The organism is Clostridium estertheticum subsp. estertheticum (assembly GCF_001877035.1).
Taxonomy (GTDB): Bacteria; Bacillota; Clostridia; order Clostridiales; family Clostridiaceae; genus Clostridium_AD; species Clostridium_AD estertheticum.
This window is the reverse complement of sequence record NZ_CP015756.1, coordinates 2,706,694-2,728,478: the sequence shown is the minus strand read 5'-3', so window position 1 is coordinate 2,728,478 and position 21,785 is coordinate 2,706,694. Positions and strand designations below refer to the sequence as shown.

Annotated in this window: 21 protein-coding genes; 15 read left to right on the top strand and 6 right to left on the bottom strand. The window is 32.6% G+C overall.

The annotated features are described in order from the left end of the window. Positions 1 to 17: 17 nt before the first annotated feature. The 4 genes from A7L45_RS12510 to A7L45_RS12495 form a co-directional block, all read right to left on the bottom strand. Positions 18 to 1,163 carry a glycosyltransferase family 4 protein gene (locus tag A7L45_RS12510; protein WP_071613093.1) on the bottom strand — a complete coding sequence of 382 codons (1,146 nt, stop codon included), beginning with the start codon at positions 1,161 to 1,163 and terminating at the stop codon, positions 18 to 20. Between the two features lie 12 nt (positions 1,164 to 1,175). Then, positions 1,176 to 2,180 carry a CotS family spore coat protein gene (locus A7L45_RS12505; RefSeq protein WP_084647453.1) on the bottom strand — a complete coding sequence of 335 codons (1,005 nt, stop codon included), beginning with the start codon at positions 2,178 to 2,180 and terminating at the stop codon, positions 1,176 to 1,178. A 44-nt stretch (positions 2,181 to 2,224) separates the two neighbouring features. Next, a complete protein-coding gene (locus A7L45_RS12500) occupies positions 2,225 to 3,244 on the bottom strand; it encodes a CotS family spore coat protein (protein ID WP_169829594.1) in 1,020 nt (339 codons plus the stop codon). Positions 3,245 to 3,386: 142 nt separating this feature from the next. Next, positions 3,387 to 3,767, bottom strand: a complete 381-nt coding sequence (locus tag A7L45_RS12495) for a hypothetical protein (RefSeq protein ID WP_071613091.1) — start codon at positions 3,765 to 3,767, stop codon at positions 3,387 to 3,389. 216 nt (positions 3,768 to 3,983) lie between these two features. Here A7L45_RS12495 and A7L45_RS12490 point away from each other — a divergent pair, with 216 nt between their 5' ends. Together A7L45_RS12490 and A7L45_RS12485 are read left to right on the top strand one after the other, a co-directional pair. After that, on the top strand, positions 3,984 to 4,742 hold the full coding sequence (locus A7L45_RS12490; RefSeq protein ID WP_071613090.1) for an exodeoxyribonuclease III: 759 nt from the start codon (positions 3,984 to 3,986) through the stop codon (positions 4,740 to 4,742). A gap of 97 nt (positions 4,743 to 4,839) precedes the next feature. Then, a complete protein-coding gene (locus A7L45_RS12485; RefSeq protein WP_071613089.1) occupies positions 4,840 to 5,853 on the top strand; it encodes a WG repeat-containing protein in 1,014 nt (337 codons plus the stop codon). 128 nt (positions 5,854 to 5,981) lie between these two features. Here the strand turns inward: A7L45_RS12485 and A7L45_RS12480 are convergent, their stop codons facing one another. After that, positions 5,982 to 6,875: a LysR family transcriptional regulator gene (locus A7L45_RS12480; RefSeq protein WP_071613088.1), complete on the bottom strand. Its 894-nt coding sequence runs from the start codon at positions 6,873 to 6,875 to the stop codon at positions 5,982 to 5,984. A 432-nt stretch (positions 6,876 to 7,307) separates the two neighbouring features. Here A7L45_RS12480 and A7L45_RS12475 point away from each other — a divergent pair, with 432 nt between their 5' ends. From A7L45_RS12475 to A7L45_RS12415, 13 genes are all read left to right on the top strand, one after another. Continuing rightward, positions 7,308 to 8,105 (top strand): CoB--CoM heterodisulfide reductase iron-sulfur subunit B family protein, encoded by a 798-nt coding sequence (locus A7L45_RS12475; protein ID WP_338132986.1) that lies wholly within the window; start codon positions 7,308 to 7,310, stop codon positions 8,103 to 8,105. A gap of 19 nt (positions 8,106 to 8,124) precedes the next feature. Beyond that, entirely contained in the window at positions 8,125 to 8,535 is a 411-nt protein-coding gene (locus A7L45_RS12470) for a 4Fe-4S dicluster domain-containing protein (protein ID WP_071613087.1), read from the top strand. 48 nt (positions 8,536 to 8,583) lie between these two features. After that, positions 8,584 to 10,569, top strand: coding sequence for a CoB--CoM heterodisulfide reductase iron-sulfur subunit A family protein (locus A7L45_RS12465; RefSeq protein ID WP_071613086.1), 1,986 nt, complete (start codon positions 8,584 to 8,586; stop codon positions 10,567 to 10,569). Next, positions 10,560 to 11,024 carry a hydrogenase iron-sulfur subunit gene (locus A7L45_RS12460; RefSeq protein WP_071613085.1) on the top strand — a complete coding sequence of 155 codons (465 nt, stop codon included), beginning with the start codon at positions 10,560 to 10,562 and terminating at the stop codon, positions 11,022 to 11,024. The genes A7L45_RS12465 and A7L45_RS12460 overlap by 10 nt, the downstream gene beginning before the upstream one ends. Then, positions 11,012 to 11,995, top strand: coding sequence for a 4Fe-4S dicluster domain-containing protein (locus tag A7L45_RS12455; protein ID WP_071613084.1), 984 nt, complete (start codon positions 11,012 to 11,014; stop codon positions 11,993 to 11,995). Before A7L45_RS12460 ends, A7L45_RS12455 begins: the two co-directional genes overlap by 13 nt. Next, the gene (locus tag A7L45_RS12450) at positions 11,992 to 13,026 is read left to right on the top strand and encodes a 4Fe-4S dicluster domain-containing protein (RefSeq protein ID WP_224616947.1); all 1,035 of its coding nucleotides are present in this window, start codon (positions 11,992 to 11,994) and stop codon (positions 13,024 to 13,026) included. The genes A7L45_RS12455 and A7L45_RS12450 overlap by 4 nt, the downstream gene beginning before the upstream one ends. Before the next feature lies 1 nt (position 13,027). After that, a complete protein-coding gene (locus A7L45_RS12445) occupies positions 13,028 to 13,879 on the top strand; it encodes an FAD/NAD(P)-binding protein (protein WP_071613083.1) in 852 nt (283 codons plus the stop codon). A gap of 56 nt (positions 13,880 to 13,935) precedes the next feature. Then, positions 13,936 to 14,616 carry a 4Fe-4S dicluster domain-containing protein gene (locus tag A7L45_RS12440; protein ID WP_071613082.1) on the top strand — a complete coding sequence of 227 codons (681 nt, stop codon included), beginning with the start codon at positions 13,936 to 13,938 and terminating at the stop codon, positions 14,614 to 14,616. 50 nt (positions 14,617 to 14,666) lie between these two features. Continuing rightward, the gene (locus A7L45_RS12435) at positions 14,667 to 16,277 is read left to right on the top strand and encodes an FAD-dependent oxidoreductase (protein WP_071613081.1); all 1,611 of its coding nucleotides are present in this window, start codon (positions 14,667 to 14,669) and stop codon (positions 16,275 to 16,277) included. A 93-nt stretch (positions 16,278 to 16,370) separates the two neighbouring features. Beyond that, positions 16,371 to 17,213 (top strand): fumarate hydratase, encoded by an 843-nt coding sequence (locus A7L45_RS12430; protein ID WP_071613080.1) that lies wholly within the window; start codon positions 16,371 to 16,373, stop codon positions 17,211 to 17,213. Positions 17,214 to 17,225: 12 nt separating this feature from the next. After that, entirely contained in the window at positions 17,226 to 17,777 is a 552-nt protein-coding gene (locus A7L45_RS12425; protein WP_071613079.1) for a Fe-S-containing hydro-lyase, read from the top strand. A gap of 123 nt (positions 17,778 to 17,900) precedes the next feature. Beyond that, positions 17,901 to 19,331 carry an anion permease gene (locus A7L45_RS12420; RefSeq protein ID WP_071613078.1) on the top strand — a complete coding sequence of 477 codons (1,431 nt, stop codon included), beginning with the start codon at positions 17,901 to 17,903 and terminating at the stop codon, positions 19,329 to 19,331. A gap of 275 nt (positions 19,332 to 19,606) precedes the next feature. Continuing rightward, positions 19,607 to 20,596 carry a glycosyltransferase family 4 protein gene (locus A7L45_RS12415; protein ID WP_071613077.1) on the top strand — a complete coding sequence of 330 codons (990 nt, stop codon included), beginning with the start codon at positions 19,607 to 19,609 and terminating at the stop codon, positions 20,594 to 20,596. Positions 20,597 to 20,898: 302 nt separating this feature from the next. On the opposite strand, the gene A7L45_RS12410 is transcribed toward A7L45_RS12415, so the two are convergent. Continuing rightward, on the bottom strand, positions 20,899 to 21,675 hold the full coding sequence (locus A7L45_RS12410) for a CPBP family intramembrane glutamic endopeptidase (RefSeq protein ID WP_207647731.1): 777 nt from the start codon (positions 21,673 to 21,675) through the stop codon (positions 20,899 to 20,901). Positions 21,676 to 21,785: the final 110 nt, after the last annotated feature.

The following is a 21,785-nucleotide window of genomic DNA, read 5'->3' as shown; positions in this document are numbered from 1 at the left end:
ACACTTCCTTATTTAAATTATTTAACGCTATCAAAAAGTTTTAATAAATCATTAGCAAGTCTATTAAAATTATATTTTTCCTCAGCTAATTTTCGACCATTAGCTCCTAGCTCGAGGCATAGCTCTTTATTATTAAGAAGACGAAGTATATTTCTTTCAAGAACTCTTGGGTTCTCACAATCATTACCATTAATTACAAAGCCATTTATACCATCTTCCATTACTTCTGCATTACCACCACGATTAGTAGTTATAATAGGAAGTCCTGCGGCCATAGCTTCATAGTGAACTCGTGCTAAGGGTTCTCTCCATTGTGATAAATTAACAAAAATATCTCCGATGCTATAATATTTAGGAATTTCATAAGGACTTAGGAAACCTGTAAAAATAACTGGCCCTTTTAGTTCTTTTGATATGCGTTTTAATAATTTAACATAATCAGTAGGCTGATTTCCACCATACCATTTGCTACCAATAATCATTAGGGCAGTATTTGGGTGTGACTCCATAACTGAATTCATGGCATCGAGTACTATATGGGTACCTTTTTTTGGAGTTAATCTACCTACATATAATATTGTTTTATAATCCTTAAGACCATATTTTTCTCGAAGTATATTTCTACTAGAATCCTTAACATCGTTATTACAAACTGGTTTATATAAATTGCAATCTACTGCAGAATATACGGGATAAAGTTTTTCTTTAGCAAATGGATACAATTTTTTTACGCCATCTGCAATAAACCCACTTACAGTGGTGATAAAGCTTACCCTATTAATACAGGCACTTGCTAATTCATTACTAATTTTATTATGGCCAAACATTTCATTGTGAAGGCTTAAACTAAAAGCGCAAGTTAAGCCTCTACTTAAGAATGGGACCCAGCGAGGCCTATTAAATACATGCACTAAATCAAATTCATTTGTAAGAAACTTCTTTAAACCAAGTATATACTCATCACTAGTGCGTGCAGGTAATCGTATATATTTTACATTATTTTCGAAAGCCCTGTTAGGTAGCTTAGGATCTTGTATACTAAACACAGTTATTTCATGGAGTTTTGATAACATAGGTAAGGCGCCCTCAAGATACATTTGAACAGCGCCGCCATTAATAGGGGGATAAGCAAGTTTTTCCGTACAAATTATTGCTATTTTCAATATATGCCTCCTTTAAAGCCATTTTTGAAGTGTAGAAAATTTATTCTGTTCGAAACTAGAAATTGCACAAATTCTCTGAGCACTTATTGATTTATCACTTTTGTGTATATTTTTTATTAAACCAAAGAACCAATGAGGGAACATTAAATCGATTTTTAAAACTTCTCTGTGTTTTGGTGAAAGAATATTATTTATTTCATAGAATTTTAATATAGTTTCAATGTTATTTATATTGTAATCATTAAATTGCATCATTCTTTTCCCAATAATCTTTCTTAAATCGCGAGAAGGTAAGTCATAGGTAACACTATCCAAATCTATAACTATGCCTTTGCCGTCTATTAGCATTACGTTTCCAGTGCCAAAATCCTGATGACATAAACAAGACTCTTTTTGATTAATGCTACATAAATCACTATAAGAAGAACTATTAATTAGATTAATTGTTTTATCACAAATTTCTATGATTGGATCTATATGATCTACAAGGCTCGAATAATTTGCATTATTAGGAGTTTGTATACAAATTTCTTTTATCTTTAACATTCTATTTTTCATAGATGTATATTGTTTTGGCCAGTTTCCAAGTTTAGAGGATGTTTTAGAATTAATTGGTGGCACATATCCAATGGAGGTTATGTGAAATTTTGATAAAGACTGTAATGCTAAGTTTAAATCTTTAGGGTTTTCTAAATTCATATCGCGCCCATTAACCCAACTGTATAATACAAATAACTGTCCGTTATATTCAGTTATAAAATTACCTTTTGCATTAGGATAGACCCTGGGTACCATACCACCGTTGTTAAATATATATATTTGTGCATTAACCGAGAAAAGAGCCTCTTCCATAGTTTGATTTAATCTTTTAAGGCATAGTGGTGTATTTTTATAAGTTAATTTCCATAATGTTTTCAAACCTTTACTTTGAAGCATTTTTAAATTCAAAGGTTTTATATCGTACGATAGAAGAACTTTACTACCAAGTGATAAATAATTATTTGATTCGTTATCCAATTTAATACCTCCAATCCAATTCAATACCAGATATTAATAATTTATTAAGGAATAATTCTTTCGAAATCTTGCAAAATAGGTCCAATAGATTTTTCTATTTTAATCATTCCTTTTAATCTTTCAATATATCTAGCCTCAGGCCAACTGATTTCTCTTTTTTCATAATATTTGCTCATTATGCCTACAAAAAGATGAGGGAAAATTAATGATTCTTTTAGTACCTGCCATTTCCAGTGTTCTAGTGGATTTATGGCATTGTACCATTGTAATATCTGTGATGTTAATTTTAAATCCCATTGGCCTTTCTTTTTCATGATCTTATTTAAAAATTTTCTTATATCTCTAGTAGGTAAATCTATAGTAATAGAATCTATATCTAAAACAAATATTTCTTTAGAACTAGTAAGAATAAGATTACTAGCAGTAAAATCTTGATGACAAAGGCAATTTGTATTTTTAGTCTCAAGGGCCCAACTGGCATATCCTGATTTCTCATTTTCAGCTATTGCTAATTGCATTCTTTTGTAAAAATAAGGAAACTGTGATAAAATAATTTGTCCGAATTCTGAATGTTTAGCAATAGACATTTCGGTATCATAAAAACCTTTTAATTTAATCATTTGACCTTCAAATTCTTCTTTTTGAAGGCCTAGATGTAACCTTGGCTTGCAATCATCAGGAAATTCAAAACCTCTAGAAGCGTAATGGAACCTTGCTAGCTCTTCGACTATCATTTTTAATTCTTGAGGTTTGTCCTCATTTGGAGTATTACCGATAATAGCATCACTTAAAACGTAACAGCAATTAACTCCTTTTATATAACTATTATTGGTTTTTGTTTTAATAATATTAGATAAGTTAACCTCTCTGTTTTTTAAGTGCTCAACAGCTGAGAGTATGAATTCGAGGGTTTTAGATGAGCAGGAGTGTTTTTTTAAGACTTTATCACCGTCGGTAGTTTTTATCCACCAGATGGCCTTCTTACCTTTATCAGATTGTTGTTTTATATCAACAATATTAATATTATATTGAGATAATATTAAATTTATATTTTCTTGTTCCACAATGTGACCTCCTTATAACAATGAATAATATAAACAATATCAATCTTGAAATTTATATATAAAACCCTGAGGAGTCTTAAGAAATGTTTAGGAAAAGAAAAGTCATACAAAATATCCCCAGGGAGTGTTAATTTAGTATTTATTAAAGTTCAAATGGCTCATAATCAAAGCTTACATCAGTAGTTATTTTCATTCCATCAGAGTTTATATTGGTATCTTCTTTTAATGCATCATCAGAATTTATATTGGTCTTTTCTTCAAATTCATCAGCAGAACTTATATTGATATCTTCTTCTAATGCTTTAGTTTGTTTTGGCTTTTGTCCCCATGTAACTTTAATTGTAAAATCACCATAATTTTCATCACTATCAAGTTTAAATTGGTAATTCAATTCTTCATCATCTGGTATGTTAACAAGAGCTCCATCTATTTTGAGCTTGTCTTTGAATAATCTTATAACTTCATCTTTTAAAAAAAAGTAAAATTTCTCTTTATTTCCAGTATATTTTTCTCTATAATCCATGAATAACATCCCCTTCAATATAATAGTATTCTGATTTAACTATAAGGGTGATAGTAATAGGACATATTTTAAGCAATAATTACAAAAGGTAATTTTATTTACTCAATAATATGATATATTAATATTAAGAGTTTTACATACTTGATAAAAAACAGTAAATGATAAATATATAGGTAACTTACATGTATTAAATAACTTTACGAGGAAGGTGTTTTTATGAAAATTTATTCATGGAATGTAAATGGTATAAGAGCCATAAAAAATAAAGGATTTATTGAATGGGTCGAGAGTGAGCAACCAGAGGTTTTATGTTTGCAAGAAACAAAAATTCAAGAGGATCAAATAAGCGATGAGCTTAAAAATATAGAAGGGTATTATTCATATTTTTGTTGTGCGCAGAAGAAAGGTTATAGTGGAGTAGCTATATACACTAAGCAAAAACCAATATCTATTATGAGAGGGATTGGAATAGAAAAATTTGATAGTGAAGGACGAATATTAATAGCGGAATTTGAAAATTTCACACTTTTTAATATATATTTTCCTAATGGTCAAAAGGATGAGGATAGATTAAATTATAAAATGGAATTTTATGATGAATTACTAGCTTACTGTGAAAAGTTAAGAAAAAATGGAAAAAAGCTAATTATTTGTGGGGATTATAATACCGCTCATAATGTTATTGATCTTAAAAATCCAAAGGCAAATGAAAAATATTCAGGTTTCTTACCAATAGAGCGGGCGTGGATGGATAAATTTATATCTCATGGTTACGTTGATACTTTTAGATATCTTCATGCAGAAGAAGTAAAATATTCTTGGTGGAGTTACAGATTTAAGGCTAGGGAAAAAAATGCAGGGTGGCGTCTTGACTACTTTTTTATAACAAAGGACTTATTAGGCGAGCTGAAGGAAGCATCTATTTTAAATGACGTTATAGGGTCAGATCATTGCCCTGTGAGCATTATTTTATAGTAATATAATTACTTATTTAAACTAGTTCAGTGTATAATGATATTATATTTAGTTAATTTTTGAATTAGTATTCAAAAAGTGAAAGGAAGTTTTAGTTATGAACAATGAGAATAATTTATATCCTGTGAAATTTAAGAAAAGATATGGGTACATAAATAGAGAAGGTAATGTAGTTATAGAAAATAAATTTAATTATGCTCAGGAGTTTGAAGGGGACTTAGCGATAGTGGGTATAGATAACAAGTATGGCTTTATAAATAAGGCTGGAGAGTTTGTCATAGAGCCTAAGTATGATGAAGTTATGCCATTTAATGAAGGGCTTGCCGCAATAAAAGTAGGTCATAAAAATGGGTATATTAATTTAAGTGGAAAACTTATAGTTGAACCTAAATATGAGGAAGCTAATTTCTTTATTGAAGGAAGAGCTGCAGTAAAGAGTGGGTATATGTGGGGGTACATAGATAGTGAAGGTACAGAAATAGTGCCACCAAAATATTTAGATGCTAACGATTATAGTGAGGGATTAGCAGCAGTTCAAATAGGTGGTAAAATAGCATATATAGATAAGGATGGCAAAGTTATAATAGATGCAATTTATGATTATGCTAATGAATTTTACAGTGGAATAGCATCAGTTTGTTCTAAGGGAAAGTATGGGTATATAAACAAAAGTGGAGAAATAATTATACCGCTACGATATAATGTTTGCGACCAGTTCAATGAAGGATTGGCAGCAGTTGAGATAAGAGAAAAATACGGGTACATAGATAACGCGGGAGATATTATTATAAAACCAGAATTTGAGTGGGCAGGTAAATTTTATGAAGGTATAGCTGTAATTTGTGAAAATGAAAAATATGGTTGTATTGATAAAAGTGGTAATATTACAATACCAACAAATTTTGAAGATATAGATATTATAAGTGAGGGTTTAATTGCTGCTCAAATAGGAGATTTGTGGGGTTATATAGATTGTTTAGGTGAAATAATTATAGACCCAATTTTTGAAGAAGCCTATGAATTTACCCAGGGAATTGCAAGGGTTGAAATAGGTAAAAGGATTGGATATATCAATAAATTAGGAGAATACATTTGGAAATTACAAGCTTAGAAATTTTAGATTAATTGGTTGCCTCAAAATAGAAAGTGATTTCTATTTTGAGGCATTTTTGTCCGAATATAAAAGTGAATTTTTAGGATACGCTTTTTATGTATATTTTAAATAAGAAAATTATTAACTTAATCTAAATTCTCAGGAGTGGTTAGGGGATTTGCATTTAAGAAATCTATAAATACTTTTGAAACAGTGGATAAACAACAATTTTTCCTCCAAACGAGAGCAATTTTTATAGGAATAGTATTACATAATGGAATTTTTGTTATTTTATCATTATCTTCAACAATTTCCTTTAATAAAAAAGATATGCCGACCCCGTTTGTAATAAGTCCTTTGACGGTTTCTAAGTGGTTGGATGATAAAATAACATTAGGCTGAATATGCTTTTCTTTAAAACGATCTAATACCTTCTCCCTTATGTAGAAGCCTTCTTTTAGTAGGATAATAGGTTCGTTTTTAATATCTTCAAATGTAATAGTTGACTTTTTTCTTAGGGGATGTTCTTTTTTTAAGCAAACTAAGAGTTCGCTATCTAAAATAGGCAAGGAAGCTAGTATATTATTACCTGCGTCACCTATAATAAGACCCAAATCCAAGTCTCCATTTTCTATCATTTGTCTTGTTTCAATAGATCCATATTCTATAATATTTAGTTTAATATTTGGATATAATTGTTTGAATTTAATAAAAACTATAGGAAATATAAAGGTACCAATCATTGGAGGGATGCCTATTGTAAGTATGCCCTTTTTAAGATCCTCGTAATCCTTCATTTCTGTAGTGGCATTGTCTACTAATTTTAAAATCTCATCTACTCTCTTTAAAAAAACTTTTCCTTCAACTGTGGGAAAAAGTTGCTTTTTAGATCTATCAAAGAGTACACAGGACAGTTCTTTTTCTAAATTCTTAATGGAATTGGTAATGGATGGTTGGGTTACGTAAAGTTTTTTTGCAGCTTGTGTAATACTATTTAATTGACAAACCATCTGAAAATATTGTAACTGTCTTAATTCCATAACGCTGCCTCCTAATTATAGATTTAAAATATGAAACTATAGTTGATTAATGTTTCTAAGATTATAATAGAAACCGTTATAATTTTAACAAAAATTAAATTAAATTATACAATATTAAAAAATACAATAAAATATTTATTTGTTGATAAGTGTAGATATAGCAATAAAATTAAGAAAAGAAATACTTTGTTATAGTAAATTTATAAGTTGTTTCTTTATGATAGGCAAATACTATTATATCATAGTTTAATGGTATTTTAAATTTAGAATGGTACATGTTATAATTTTAACAAGAAGTTAAGTGAAACTTCATCATTTTTAAGAAATAAACATTAACAGATAATAGAAACATTTTTTACTAACTAGTATTAAAATATTAATAAATTGAAGGGAGGTGCAAATCTAGACTTATACATTTGTTTAAAAGTCTAGATGAAAAATATGAAGTATAGTTATTATCCAGGTTGTACGTTAAAGACGAAAGCTCAGGAATTAGAAAAGTATGCACTAGATTCTGCAAAAGTCTTGGGATTTGAGCTAGAAGAGCAAAAAGAGTGGCAATGTTGTGGTGCGGTATATCCAATGGCCACTGATGAAATAGCTACTAAATTATCCGCTGTACGGAGCCTAGCATCAGCAAGGGATAAAGGTGAAAAGCTAGTCACTTTATGTGCAGCATGTCATCATGTGATTAAAAGAGTAAATGAAGATATGAGGAGCAAAGAGGATATAAAATCCAAGGTTAACAATTATTTAGACTTGCCAAAAGAATACGAGGGTGAGACACAAGTTCTTCACTATCTAGAGGTACTTAGAGATGAAATAGGATTTGATGAACTAGCTAAAAAAGTTACGAATCCTCTTACTAATCGTAAAATTGGCGCATATTATGGTTGTTTGCTCCTTCGTCCAAGTAGTACCATGAATTTTGATGATCCAGAAAATCCTTCTATTATAGAAGATTTTATAACAGCAATAGGAGGTATTCCAGTTATATATCCATATAGAACGGAATGTTGTGGAGGGTACCTTTGTTTAGAACAGAAGGATCTTGTAAACAAAATGACAGATAATATAATACAATCCGCTGTAAAAAATGGTGCAGAAGAAATTGTTACTGCATGCCCCCTTTGTAAATATAACCTAGAAATTAGTAATGATGGGGCAAAAGATAAACTATCTATTACCTATTTCACAGAACTTTTAGCAGAAGCTTTAGGTGTTAAATAAGATAGGAGGAGATAGTGTAATGAAAAGAGTGAAAATATATTCAGGCAAAAGATCAAAAGAGTTAGAGCAAATTTCTCAAATTAGTGGGCAGAGGATACAAGATTGCATCCAGTGTGGAAAATGTTCAGCAAGTTGCCCTGCTAGTGAAGGTATGGATATTCTACCTCATCAGGTCATAAGATTACTTCAGACAGGAGAACTAGAAAAGGTTATAGAAAGTAAAACGATTTGGTCTTGTGCTTCATGTTTTACATGTTCTGAGCGTTGTCCTAGAGATATAGATATTGCAAACGTTTTAGAGGCAGTGAGACTTATAGTTATTAGGCGTTCAGGAGAAAATAGAATAAAAGCTGAAGATGTTATTAAAAAAATAGATGATAAAATGCCACAACAGGCAATAGTAAGTGTATTTAGAAAATACAATAAATAATTTTTACATTAAAATAATGAAACTATTATTTTTAAAGGAGGAATCAAATTGCAGAAAATTGGAGTTTTTGTTTGTTGGTGTGGAAGTAATATAGCAGCTACCGTAGACATTGATAAAGTCATAGAAGAAGCACAAAAAATGCCTGGAGTTGTATATGCTAAAGACTATCAATATATGTGTTCCGAAGTAGGTCAGAATTTGATCAAGAATGCGATAAAAGATCAAAAATTAGATAGAGTTGTGGTAGCATCATGTTCACCTAGAATGCATGAGGCAACATTTAGAAAAGCGGCTAAGGCAGCAGGTTTAAACCCATATTTATTAGAAGTTGCTAATATTCGAGAACATTGTTCTTGGATTCATAAGGATAAAGAGATTGGAACGCCTAAAGCCATAGCTCTTGTTAGGGCTGCAGTGGCTAAAGCTACATTAAATAGTGAACTTACACCAGGTCAAATAGATGTAACGAAAAGGGCACTTGTTATTGGTGGAGGAATAGCAGGAATTCAAACGGCTCTTGATATTGCTGAGGCTGGTTATCAAGTTGATATCATTGAGAAGTCACCAAGTATTGGTGGTAAGATGTCTCAACTTGATAAAACTTTCCCAACACTCGATTGTTCTGCCTGTATTTTGACACCCAAAATGGTAGATGCCGCATCTCATGAAAATATAACATTATATACATACAGCGAGATTGAGGCGGTTAAAGGATATGTGGGAAACTTTGAAGCAACCATTAACCAAAAGGCACGAAGTATAAATATGGATAAGTGTACTGGTTGTGGTGTCTGTACTGAAAAATGTCCTTCGAAAAAAGCTAAAAGTGAGTTTAATGAAGGATTAAGAAATAGAGGGGCCATTTATATGCCTTTCGCTCAGGCGGTTCCAAACGTACCTGTTATAGATAGAGAACATTGTATCAAGTTTAAAACAGGAAAATGTGGAATTTGCGAAAAAGTATGTACAGCGGGCGCTGTTGATTTTGCTCAGGTTGATACTAAAATAACAAAACAATATGGTGCTATAGTGGTATCCACAGGTTATGATCTTATAAGTTTAGATAAATTTGGAGAATACCAGTATGGTCAACATCCGGATGTAATTACATCTCTTGAATTTGAGAGATTAACAAATGCTGCAGGTCCAACAGCGGGTCATCTATTATGTCCATCTGACCAAAGAGTGCCTAAGAAAGTAGTGTTTATACAATGTGTTGGATCAAGGGACAAGACCTTAAGGGGTAAACCTTATTGTTCAAAAATTTGTTGTATGTACACAGCAAAACATGCAATGTTACTTAAGGATCATTATCCTGATATGGAAGCCTATGTTTTTTATATTGATGTTCGTACACCGGGAAAAAACTTTGAAGAGTTCCAGAGAAGAGCTGTTGAAGAATATGGTGTTCATTATATTAAAGGAATGGTTGGTAAAGTTTTTCCAAATGGAGAGAATCTTCAAGTTAATGCTATTGATGCTTCGACTGGAGAGACAGTTCAAATTGATGCAGATATAGTAGTGCTCGCTGCGGCAACTAAGGCCAAAGATGATGTAACTACAATTAAAAGAATATTAGGCATAAGTACAGATACAAATAATTTCTTTACAGAGGCTCATCCAAAACTTCGTCCTGTTGAGACTCATTCTGCAGGAATATTTCTAGCAGGAGCATGCCAAGGGCCAAAGGATATACCAGAGACAGTAGCACAAGCAAGTGCTGCAGCAGCAAAGGTAATTGGCGTATTAAGTAAGGATAAATTGGTTAATAATCCTTGCGTTTCAGAAGTAGATGAATCAATTTGTAGTGGATGCCTTGCGTGTACTAAAATATGTCCATATGATGCAATTTCATCAAAAACAATTGAAGTTAAAGAGAATGGAAATATAATTAATAAAATAGTTGCAAGTGTAAATGAAGCACTTTGTCAAGGATGTGGTGGATGTACTGTGGCTTGTCGTCCTGGTGCCATTGATCTTAAAGGATTTACTAATAAACAGATTTTAGCGGAGGTGGATGCAATATGTCGATAGAAGCCGAAAAAATCGAGGGGATAGATAAAAGTGAATTTGAACCCTTAATTGTAGCTTTTTGTTGTAACTGGTGTAGTTATGCAGGAGCAGATTTAGCGGGGACAAGCAGATTAGCTTATCCTGCCAATGTTAAAATTATTAGGGTTCCATGCTCATGTAGAGTAAGTGAAAACTTTATACTTCGTGCATTCCAACATGGGGCTGACGGTGTAGTAATTGCCGGTTGTCATCCAGGGGATTGTCATTATACAAGTGGAAACTATCATACAAGACGTCGTTTTTCAATTTTGACAAATTTGCTTGTATTTATGGGGATAGAAAAAGAACGTTTTAGAGTGGATTGGATTTCAGCAGCCGAGGGACAAAAATTTTCAAGCGTTATGAATGACGTATTAGAGAAAGTTCATAAACTTGGCCCTAATAGAAAGTTGAGGGATGAAAGATGGATAAGATAACACAAAAAATAAGAGAAACCGCAAAATTAGCCCTAGAAAATGGGGAAGTAGAAAAGATTATAGGCTGGGAAAAGGGAGATACATTTGATGATTCTTATCCCGTATTTATTACAGATGTTGATAAAGTAGATTCTTTAATATGGGATTGTTTCTGCGTTAATAATCTAAGTAAATATTTGCTTAATGAATTAAAAGATAGTAAAAAAGTAGGTATATTTTTAAAAGGATGCGATTCCCTTGGATTTAACCAACTTATAAATGATAACAGAGTAGATCGAAGCAAGGTTGTTGTTTATGGAATAGGTTGTCCTGGGATGATTGACCCAGAAAAAGTAAAAAAAGAAGGATTAGATAAAGGCCTTTTAAGTGTTAAAAGATCTGGGGATGATATCATATTTGTAAAAAAAGATGGTGAAAAGAAGGTTACCTCAAAGGAATTTGAATATGATAAATGCATTAGATGTAGACGACCTAATCCTGTAGTGTATGACCAGTTAATGTCGGATGCGGTAACTAGAGAAGTTGACCCGTTAGAACGATTTAAAGAGGTAGAAAAACTTGAATCTCTAACTGATAAAGAAAGATCTGATTTTTGGGCAACTCAATTTTCAAAATGCATAAGATGTAATGCTTGTCGTAATATATGTCCTGCATGTAGTTGCGTAAAATGTATTTTTGACAACGATAAGGTGGACGTATCAGGTAAAGCAAATGTAGAAAGCGAAGAACAGTTTTATCACATTATTAGGGCTTACCACGTTGGTGGTCGTTGCGTGGACTGTGGAGAATGTAGCAGAGTATGTCCAGCAAATATACCACTTTACCTATTAAATAGCAAAATAATGAAAGATATAAATGAACTTTATGGTGAATATGATGCGGGAGTAGATCCAACTAAACAAGCCCCAATCGGAATGTTTAAACTGGATGATAGTGATTCATTTACATCACACGGAGGTGGGAAAAAATGATGAAGAAAATATTAAAGAATAAGTTTTCGGATCTTTTTAGTAAAATTGATGAATCTTATGAACTGTTTTTGCCTATTGAAGTGGATGGAAAAGTAAACTTTGATATGTGGAAACAAGGAGATACGGTGAATGTAGAAAAACTGAAAACTAATATTTCACCAAAAAGTTTTATTTTCCCACAAAGTGAAACCTACTTAAAGTTTAAAAGGGACGGAAAGAAACTTGAACTAGACAATGTAGGCGGAAAAAAAGAGGAGTATGTATTATTTGGAGTAAGGCATTGCGATGCAAGGAGCTTTAAGCTACTTGATAATGTATTTCTCAGTGATCCAGTAGATGCTTTATACGAAGAAAGGCGAGAAAAAGGAACTATAGTTTCCATGGCCTGTTTTAATCCTGCACAAACTTGCTTTTGTAGTTCATTTGGAATTGAGCCACAAACAACTTCGAAAGAAGTAGATGTTAACACATGGGATATTGGGGATAGCATACTTTGGGATCCACAAACTCAAAGGGGTGAAAACTTAACAAAGCAACTAAAGGATATTTTAGAAGATGTTACTGAGCAGGATGAAAGTGAATTAAATGCATTACAAGAGGCTACAAATGATAAGTTAAAAGAGCTTCCTTTAGCAAACCTAGACCCTAAAAAAATAAAAGGTGAGCTTAATGATCTATTTGAATCTGAAATTTGGGGAGAACTTAGTCAGAGGTGCTTAGGATGTGGTTCATGTACTTATGTATGTCCTACTTGTCATTGTTATGATATTTCTGACTTTAAAGGGGATACATCTGGAGAAAGATTCCGTTGCTGGGATTCATGTATGTTCTCGGATTTTACTCTTATGGCACATGGAAATATCAGAAAAACGCAAAAGGAAAGATTTAGGCAACGTTTCATGCATAAGCTTGTTTATTATCCCAATAATAATGAGGGTGCATATGCTTGTGTTGGATGTGGAAGGTGCGTTGAAAAATGTCCAGTTCACTTGGATATTGTTAAAGTAATTAAAAAGTTGGGTGGTGAATAAAATGAGTTGTACTTGTAATGAACATGAACATGTGAACCCTTTAATACCAGAAATAGCAGAGATAATTGATGTTAGAAAAGATACACATGATGTAACTACTTTTAGAGTTACAAAACCTGGTGGTGGAAAACCATTTGAACATATGCCAGGTCAATGTGCAATGATTTCGGTTCCTCCACTTGGAGAAGCTATTTTCTCAATCACTTCTTCTCCAACGCAAAAAGATTATATGGAGTTTAGTGTAAAAAGATGTGGTGTGGTTACAGAATATCTACATGGTTTAGAGGTAGGTAGTGAAATCGGAATAAGAGGACCCTATGGAAATAATTTTCCTGTTAATGATGAACTAAAAGGAAAAGACCTTCTTTTCATCGGTGGTGGTATAGGTTTAGCACCTATTCGTTCTGTTATAAACTATGTAATGGATAATAGAGAAAATTATGGGAAGGTAGATATTCTATATGGATCAAGATCACCTGAAGATCTTGTCTTTCAAAAGGACATCTTTGAAAACTGGCCATCAATGATTAATACAGAGGTTCATTTAACTGTTGATAGAGAAGCCGAAGGGTGGGAAGGACATGTAGGATTTGTTCCATCTTATGTTAAAGAAATTGGATTTGATACAAATAAAGTAGCCTTGTTATGTGGGCCACCTATCATGATTAAATATACTCTTCAAACACTTATGGAAATAGGATTTAAGAAGGATCAAGTATACACAACTTTAGAATTAAAGATGAAATGCGGCGTAGGAAAATGTGGACGTTGTAATATTGGAGATAAATATGTGTGTAAAGATGGTCCAGTATTTAGATGCGATGAAATAGATGAACTTCCTGATGAATATTAATAATAAATCAGTTAAAACCATCCCATTAAAGATTTGGGATAAAGGAGGCATATAAAATGTCCAACAAAGAAATGGTGGAAATATATATATTAAATAAAAAATATTCTGTACCTTCAAGCCTTACAATTATGGATTCGATGGAGTATGCAGGGTACAAATTAGTAAGAGGATGTGGATGTAGGGGCGGCTTTTGCGGTGCTTGTTCCACAATATATAGAATTAAAGGCAAGAATGAATTAAAGGTATGTTTAGCATGTCAAACTAAGGTCGAAGATGGTATGTATCTTACTCAATTGCCATTTTTCCCTGGAGACAAAAGAACTTATGATATGAATGAACTAGCGCCAACAGCTGATACAATGATGAAACTTTATCCTGAAATATATAGCTGTATTGGTTGTAATTCATGTACTAAGGGGTGTCCACAAGGTCTTAATGTTATGCAGTATATTGCCAGTGCTCAAAGAGGAGATATTGAGAAATGTGCTCATGAATCTTTTGACTGTGTTATGTGCGGAATCTGTGCTTCTAGATGCCCTGCAGGTATAACTCATTATCAAGTAGCTATGCTTGCTCGAAGACTTACAGGCAAATACATTGCTCCTGAAACAGAAGATTTGACAAAAAGAGTGAAAGAGATTCAAGATGGCACTTATGATGATTCAATGAAAGAATTAATGATTAAAAGTATAGATGAATTAAAGGGATTATATAACACAAGAGATATTACAAAGTAAAGAGCACCAATAAATCTCATAAAATATAGGTTTACCAGGGAGGTATTTTAATGTATACAGCAGAAATGAGGGTGCTAATAAAGAAGGTAGAGGCCACACGTGAGCAAAGACTAGGAGTCCAGTTTCCGAGGATGAGTGCTAAGGAAAAGGAAGATATATTAAAGGAAAATTATCCGGATTATAAGGAAGAAGAGTTCAAAAATCTAAGTGTTGGACCGAGCAAAGGATCTAAGGTTCCATTACAACTTGCAGAACTTATTGAAGCTAAAAGCAGACTTCAAAATTTAGATATGGATTTAACTAAAGTAGATTATGATGTAGATGTTTTGATAATAGGTGGAGGAGGAGCTGGAGCATCAGCAGCTCTAGAAGCCCACAAAACAGGAGCCAATGTATTGATTGCCACAAAATTACGTTTTGGTGATGCCAATACGATGATGGCTGAAGGTGGAATACAGGCTGCAGATAAGCCAGATGATTCTCCTGCAAAACATTACATGGATGTAATGGGAGGCGGACATTTTACAAATAAAAAAGAACTTGTTAATGCTCTTGTAATGGATGCTCCAGGAGCAATAAAATGGTTGAATGAACTTGGAGTAATGTTTGATAAAGAAAAAGATGGTACTATGGTCACTACTCATGGAGGTGGAACTTCAAGAAAAAGAATGCATGCTGCTGCCGACTATTCAGGAGCTGAAATCATGCGTGTCCTTAGGGATGAAGTTATTAACAAAGGTATCGAAGTGGTAGAATTCTCACCTGCTGTGGAGATAATCCTAGACAAGGATGGCAAAGCTGCTGGAGCTGTATTATTTAATATAGAAACAGAGGAATATCTAATAGCAAGAGCTAAAACTGTTATTATAACCACAGGAGGTGCCGGACGACTTCATTATCAAGGTTTTCCTACAACAAATCATTATGGTGCTACAGCAGATGGGTTAGTACTTGGATATAGAGCAGGAGCTGAACTCATTTTCGCAGATGCTGTGCAGTATCACCCTACAGGAGTAGCATATCCTCCACAAATTTTTGGAGCACTTGTTACGGAGAAGGTTCGTAGTTTAGGGGCGACACCTCTAAATATTGATGGTGAGCAATTTACTTACCATCTTGAAACCAGAGATGTGGAAACATCTGCATTAATTAGAGAATGCCATATAAGAAATAAAGGTATTGATACAGCTGCAGGTGAAAAAGGCATATGGCTAGATACTCCTTTAATAGAATTAATTAATGGTGAAGGAACAATTGAAAAAAGACTTCCAGCAATGCTAAGAATGTATCAAAAATTTGGTATTGATATGAGAATAGATCCAATTCTCGTATATCCAACACTCCATTATCAAAATGGAGGACTTTTAATTGATGAAAATGGTCAAACTAAGGTAGAAAACCTTTATGTGGCAGGAGAAGCTTCAGGGGGAATCCACGGTAGTAATAGGTTAATGGGTAATTCATTATTAGATATTATTGTTTTTGGACGTAGAGCAGGGTCACATGCGGGCCAAAATTGTAAAAATGTTAATGTAAAGGAACTTAGTCTTAACCATGTTAAAAAATACCACAAGAGTCTTTGCAAAAATGGTATAATTACAGATAAAATCTCTCCTATGTTGTTACCTCATTATACTCATGGAAGAGAAAATAATAAATAATCAAACTAAATGTAATATAGTTTGAAAGAAGATGATATAAAAAAAATAGACCGTTGCTTAGAGAATTAAAAAAATGGAAGGAGTTGTTGGTTCATGCGTAAAGTTGATGTAAAAGAAATTGAAAATGCTTTAAAAGACATGAGTATTAAAACTAATTTTTATGTGGGAGAAGACGTATTATGCGCCTTTCACAAAGCCGAAAAGGAAGAAACATCTCCTGTAGGAAAAGATATAATAAGTAATTTACTTAAAAATGCTGAAATTGCGAAAAATGATCAAGTTCCAATTTGTCAGGATACAGGTATGGCTGTAGTATTTGTAGAAGTAGGTCAAGAAGTTGAGTTAATAGGTGGAAATATTACAGATGCCATTAATGAAGGAGTACGACGTGGATATAAAGAAGGATATTTAAGAAAATCCGTTGTAGAAGATCCTTTAAAACGAAAAAACACAGGAGATAATACTCCTGCTGTAATCTATTATGATATTGTGCCAGGTGATAAAGTCAAAGTAACATTAGCACCAAAAGGTTTTGGTAGTGAAAATATGAGTAGATTAAAAATGCTTAAACCATCAGATGGGCTAGCTGGTGTACTTGATTTTGTTGTAGAAGCGGTTTCACTTGCAGGTCCAAATCCATGTCCACCTATTGTTGTAGGTGTTGGGATTGGAGGTACATCAGATAAAGCAATGTATCTTGCTAAGAAAGCTTTAACAAGAGATATTGGTAGTCATAATAAAACTGAGCATTTAAAAGAAATTGAGTTAACTTTATTAGAAAAAATTAATGCACTAGGAATAGGACCTCAAGGACTAGGTGGAAATACTACAGCCCTTGCCGTTAATGTGGAAGCTTTTGCAACACATATTGCTGGATTACCAGTGGCAGTAAATATTAATTGTCATGTTGCAAGACATGCAATAACAATAATATAGGGAGGGGTAAAAATGGAAATCAAACATATAACTACTCCATTAACACAGGAGAAGTTAAAGGATTTAAAATCAGGAGATAGTGTCTTAATATCAGGAACTATGTATACAGGAAGAGATGCAGCTCATCAAAGGTTAGTAGATGCAATTAACAATGGTGAAAAATTACCTTTTGATCCAAAAGATGCTATTATATATTATGTAGGACCTGCTCCAACTAAACCTGGAAATGTAATAGGGTCTGCTGGTCCAACTACTAGTTATAGAATGGATGATTTGACTGTTCCACTTCTTGAACTAGGTCTTACTGGAATGATTGGAAAAGGACTTAGAAGCAAAACTGTAGTAGATTCAATGAAGAAAAATGGCGCTATTTATTTTGCTGCAATAGGAGGAGCTGGAGCTCTCATTTCTAAATCAATAAAAGAATGTGAAATTATTGCTTTTGAAGATTTGGGTCCAGAAGCCGTTAGGAAACTTACGGTAGTAGATTTCCCGGCCGTTGTTGTAATAGACAGTGAAGGTAATAATCTTTATGAGACAGAAAGAAAAAAATATCAAAAATAGAATAGCAAAATAACCTAGTAAAATTAAATAGGGGGGCGTATTAATTAAGTACAAGCCCCCCTTATAAATTAAGATACGGAAGCCAAAATATTTACAAATAAGTAAAATAAGGGAGCTTTAATTATGACAAAAAGTTCTAGTAATTCGTTATATTCTGAAAAGTATATTAAGTTTTTAATAGCAATTATCGTAGGTATTATTATATGGTTTATACCAGCACCTATTGGAGTTAAACCTCAGGCCTGGCACATGCTTGCAATTTTTGTTGCAACAATCGTAGGATGTATTTTAAAACCGTTTCCAATTGGAGCGTTGTCTATAATAGGATTAACTGTATCAATTCTAACGGGAACTGTAACTACCAAAATTGCAATTGAAGGTTTTGGCAATAGTAGTATATGGCTTATAGTTATGGCATTCTTTATTTCGAGAGGTTTCATAAAAACAGGTCTCGGAACAAGAGTCGCTTATCTATTTGTAAAATCATTCGGGAAAAAGACCCTTGGGCTTTGTTATTCAATTATTTTCTGTGATCTTGTAATAGCACCTGCTACTCCAAGTAACACAGCAAGAGCAGGTGGAATAATTTATCCTATCATAAAATCTCTTTCGGAAGCTTTTGGTTCGAAACCTGAGGATGGAACTGAAAGGAAAATAGGATCTTTTCTTATATTCTGTGAATTTCATGGAGATATTATAACTTCTGCAATGTTTATGACAGCAATGGCAGCTAATCCATTAGCTCAGAGTCTTGCTGCAACTTTTGGAGTTCAAATTACTTGGCTTGGTTGGTTTATAGCGGCTGTTGTTCCAGGTGTTATTTCTCTTATATTAATACCTCTTATAATTTATAAACTATATGCGCCAGAAATTAAAAGTACACCTAATGCACCAAAATTTGCAAAGGATGCTCTAAAAGAAATGGGACCTCTTAAAAGAAGTGAAAAATTTATGGCATTAATATTTGTTATAGTACTTCTTTTATGGGTAACAGGAACTATAACTAATATAGATGCAACACTTACAGCATTTATTGGCCTTTCTCTTCTTTTAACTACCGAAGTTCTAACTTGGGATGATGTAAAAAGTGAAAAGGGAGCTTGGGATACACTCATGTGGTTCTCTGTACTTGTTATGATGGCAACTCAGCTTAATAAACTTGGGCTAATACCATGGCTTAGTAATGCAATTGGACAAAATGTAAAGGGATTTAGTTGGCCTATTATTTTAATTGTTCTACTTTTAGCTTATTTCTATAGTCACTATATTTTTGCAAGTTCAACAGCACATGTAAGTGCTATGTATTCAGCATTTCTTGGAGTTGCAATAGCAGGAGGAGTTCCACCTATGCTTGCAGCTATAAGTTTAGGAGTATTTGGAAATCTATTTGCTTCAACAACTCATTATAGTAGTGGTCCTGCACCTATTCTTTTTGGTTCAGGTTATGTAAGTCAGAATAAATGGTGGAGTTTAAACTTTATTCTTGGAATAGTATACTTTATTATATGGATTGGTGGAGGTTTAGTATGGTGGAAAATTATTGGATTATATTAGGCATAATTCAATAGGCATTATTTATTATGATAAAACATCTATAGATATTATAGGTGTTTTTATTGTGTCTGAGGCATAGATTTGTTATTTAATTATATTAACATAATAAACTTTCATAACTATATAGAAACTTTTACAGTATAAACTAATAGTATATAAATAAAAGTATAGAAAATGGATCAAATATATTAAACATGTTTGTTAAAAGGTGATAAATAGATATGTATTAGCATAGTTATATTGTAAAAGTAGCAAGAGATAGGGGGAAATGCCTAATGAAAGTTCTATTGTGCGTTAGACAAGATTATTATAGAAATTTTGCAGTGGATTCTATGAAAGTGATTAAAACAGCTGAGTATTTGCGTAAATTAGGGGTAACTGTAGATATAAATGATGGTGGAATATATGATTATTCTAGTTATGATATAGTACATTTATTTAACATTGACACCGCAGGGGAAACATATAGATATTACAAGATTGCACAGTTTTATAAAAAAAGCTTAGTGATTTCTCCTATGCACTGGGATATGAAAAAATATCATATGATAAACAATGAGGTTGAAAGTATGAAGTTATATGAAAAGTGTAGCAGTTATAAAGAGGAGATTTTAAAAAGGAGTAAAGCTATTATTTGTAATAGTGAATTAGAAAAGGAGCTTATTAAGAGTGAATTTCACGTTAGTGTATATAATGAAGTTATATACACTGGTGTAGAAGTAGAAAATGATGATATACCTTTATATGATTTTAAAGAGAGATATAATTTAAATAATTATGTTTTATGTGTTGGAAGAATAAGCGAAAGCAAAAATCAACTTGCTTTATGTAAAATATGTGCAGAGCTTGGAAAACAATTAGTTTTAATAGGAAATGTAAACGACAATGAGTATCTTAAAGAATGTACTAATTTTAAGAATGTAGTCTATTTAGGATTTATGGATAATTATAATGTATACAATGCATATAGATTTGCAAAGGTGCACGTAAATCCAAGTTTTGTAGGAATGCCTGGTTTATCATCTCTTGAAGCAGCGGCAAGTGGGTGCAATATTGTTTCAACTAAGGGGGGGTGTGCAAAAGAATATTTTAAAGAAATGGCTTTTTATTGTGACCCCTATGATAATAATAGTATACTAAGTGCAGTAAAGAGTGGATTTGAAAAACGAAAGGATAATAAGCTGAAAAATTATGTTAATGAAAATTTTAACTACGATAAACTAACCAATGATTTATACAAAATTTATCTAGAAATTCTTAATTAAAATGTTTCTATTGTTATGCTATAACGAGAATTGTATATTGCTCCAATGCACTCATTTCGCTTAGAAATTCTAAAATTTATTTTATCTACATCTGCTAAAACACGCAAACTCGCTTACGCTCAAACATGCGTGTTTTTTTACGCATATATAGATAAAATAAATTAAGAATTACTAGAGCTTATTCAATGCATTTTACGCAACATACAATTTTGTTAGCATAATATACGAAAAAATTATCAAAGACTAAACAATTAGAAATTGTTTAGGGAGTATAGTAGAATATTCAAGTATTGGGTACAAAATCATCTATAAATGGACTGGCTCATGTCTGGCATTGTTTTTCTAAAAAGCATTACCGTGATGATTGCAACCAGTATCGATACTATGACCGTAATTATACCCGTTTCTCCCACATAATAAGACTTGTTAATGCTGTTAGTTAACGTCCCAAAGATAGCCTGATCGAAATAGTTATGACTTGCATGAAGTAAAATGGCAGGCCAGACACTCTTGGATTTTAATCTCAAAACTGACATAATTACTGTTATGGCAATTACTTCAATCACAAACATAGGCAATTTAAACCATAGCGGCGTTCCTGGAAGATATAATCCCGCGATCATAATTGGCATATGCCATAGAGCCCAAATTAGTCCACTGACAATAACCGCTACCTTAACATTCCAAATTTTTGTCAATTGTGGCAGAAGGAAGCCTCGCCAACCGATTTCTTCTCCAGTAGCAGTTATAATTGATGTGAAAATCCCTATAACAAGAGTAATAACTGTTACCACCGAACGATGACTTAATTTATTTGTATATGATGAAGAAACCGAAGAGAATATGTTTAAATCACCTGTAAATGATTCTTTGTTTATCAACCAATAGGTACCATAGGACAAACCCAAATATACCATGGGTACAATAATTGCAGTTAAGATGAAAGATAACTTACATTTATTCAATCCAAGTAAATTTTCTTTTTTATAATATTTTCTACACACAATAAATGTAGCAACTGCTGGACACCACATCAATAATACAGATATTCCTGATCTGGTAGCCGCCTCTCCGCCCATAATCCAAATAACATAGATGATACTACTCAACATAAACGTAATAATTAAAAATGCAATAACTGACTTTTTTTCTTTCATAGATTATCATCCTTTATTTTTACAATTATGAC

Coding starts and splice junctions, on each gene's coding strand:
- A7L45_RS12495 (WP_071613091.1), bottom strand. CDS start 3,767: ATGGATTATAGAGAAAAATATACTGGAAATAAAGAGAAATTTTACTTT.
- A7L45_RS12490 (WP_071613090.1), top strand. CDS start 3,984: ATGAAAATTTATTCATGGAATGTAAATGGTATAAGAGCCATAAAAAAT.
- A7L45_RS12485 (WP_071613089.1), top strand. CDS start 4,840: ATGAACAATGAGAATAATTTATATCCTGTGAAATTTAAGAAAAGATAT.
- A7L45_RS12480 (WP_071613088.1), bottom strand. CDS start 6,875: ATGGAATTAAGACAGTTACAATATTTTCAGATGGTTTGTCAATTAAAT.
- A7L45_RS12475 (WP_338132986.1), top strand. CDS start 7,308: ATGAAAAATATGAAGTATAGTTATTATCCAGGTTGTACGTTAAAGACG.
- A7L45_RS12470 (WP_071613087.1), top strand. CDS start 8,125: ATGAAAAGAGTGAAAATATATTCAGGCAAAAGATCAAAAGAGTTAGAG.
- A7L45_RS12460 (WP_071613085.1), top strand. CDS start 10,560: ATGTCGATAGAAGCCGAAAAAATCGAGGGGATAGATAAAAGTGAATTT.
- A7L45_RS12455 (WP_071613084.1), top strand. CDS start 11,012: ATGGATAAGATAACACAAAAAATAAGAGAAACCGCAAAATTAGCCCTA.
- A7L45_RS12450 (WP_224616947.1), top strand. CDS start 11,992: ATGATGAAGAAAATATTAAAGAATAAGTTTTCGGATCTTTTTAGTAAA.
- A7L45_RS12445 (WP_071613083.1), top strand. CDS start 13,028: ATGAGTTGTACTTGTAATGAACATGAACATGTGAACCCTTTAATACCA.
- A7L45_RS12440 (WP_071613082.1), top strand. CDS start 13,936: ATGTCCAACAAAGAAATGGTGGAAATATATATATTAAATAAAAAATAT.
- A7L45_RS12435 (WP_071613081.1), top strand. CDS start 14,667: ATGTATACAGCAGAAATGAGGGTGCTAATAAAGAAGGTAGAGGCCACA.
- A7L45_RS12430 (WP_071613080.1), top strand. CDS start 16,371: ATGCGTAAAGTTGATGTAAAAGAAATTGAAAATGCTTTAAAAGACATG.
- A7L45_RS12425 (WP_071613079.1), top strand. CDS start 17,226: ATGGAAATCAAACATATAACTACTCCATTAACACAGGAGAAGTTAAAG.
- A7L45_RS12420 (WP_071613078.1), top strand. CDS start 17,901: ATGACAAAAAGTTCTAGTAATTCGTTATATTCTGAAAAGTATATTAAG.
- A7L45_RS12415 (WP_071613077.1), top strand. CDS start 19,607: ATGAAAGTTCTATTGTGCGTTAGACAAGATTATTATAGAAATTTTGCA.
- A7L45_RS12410 (WP_207647731.1), bottom strand. CDS start 21,675: ATGGGCGGAGAGGCGGCTACCAGATCAGGAATATCTGTATTATTGATG.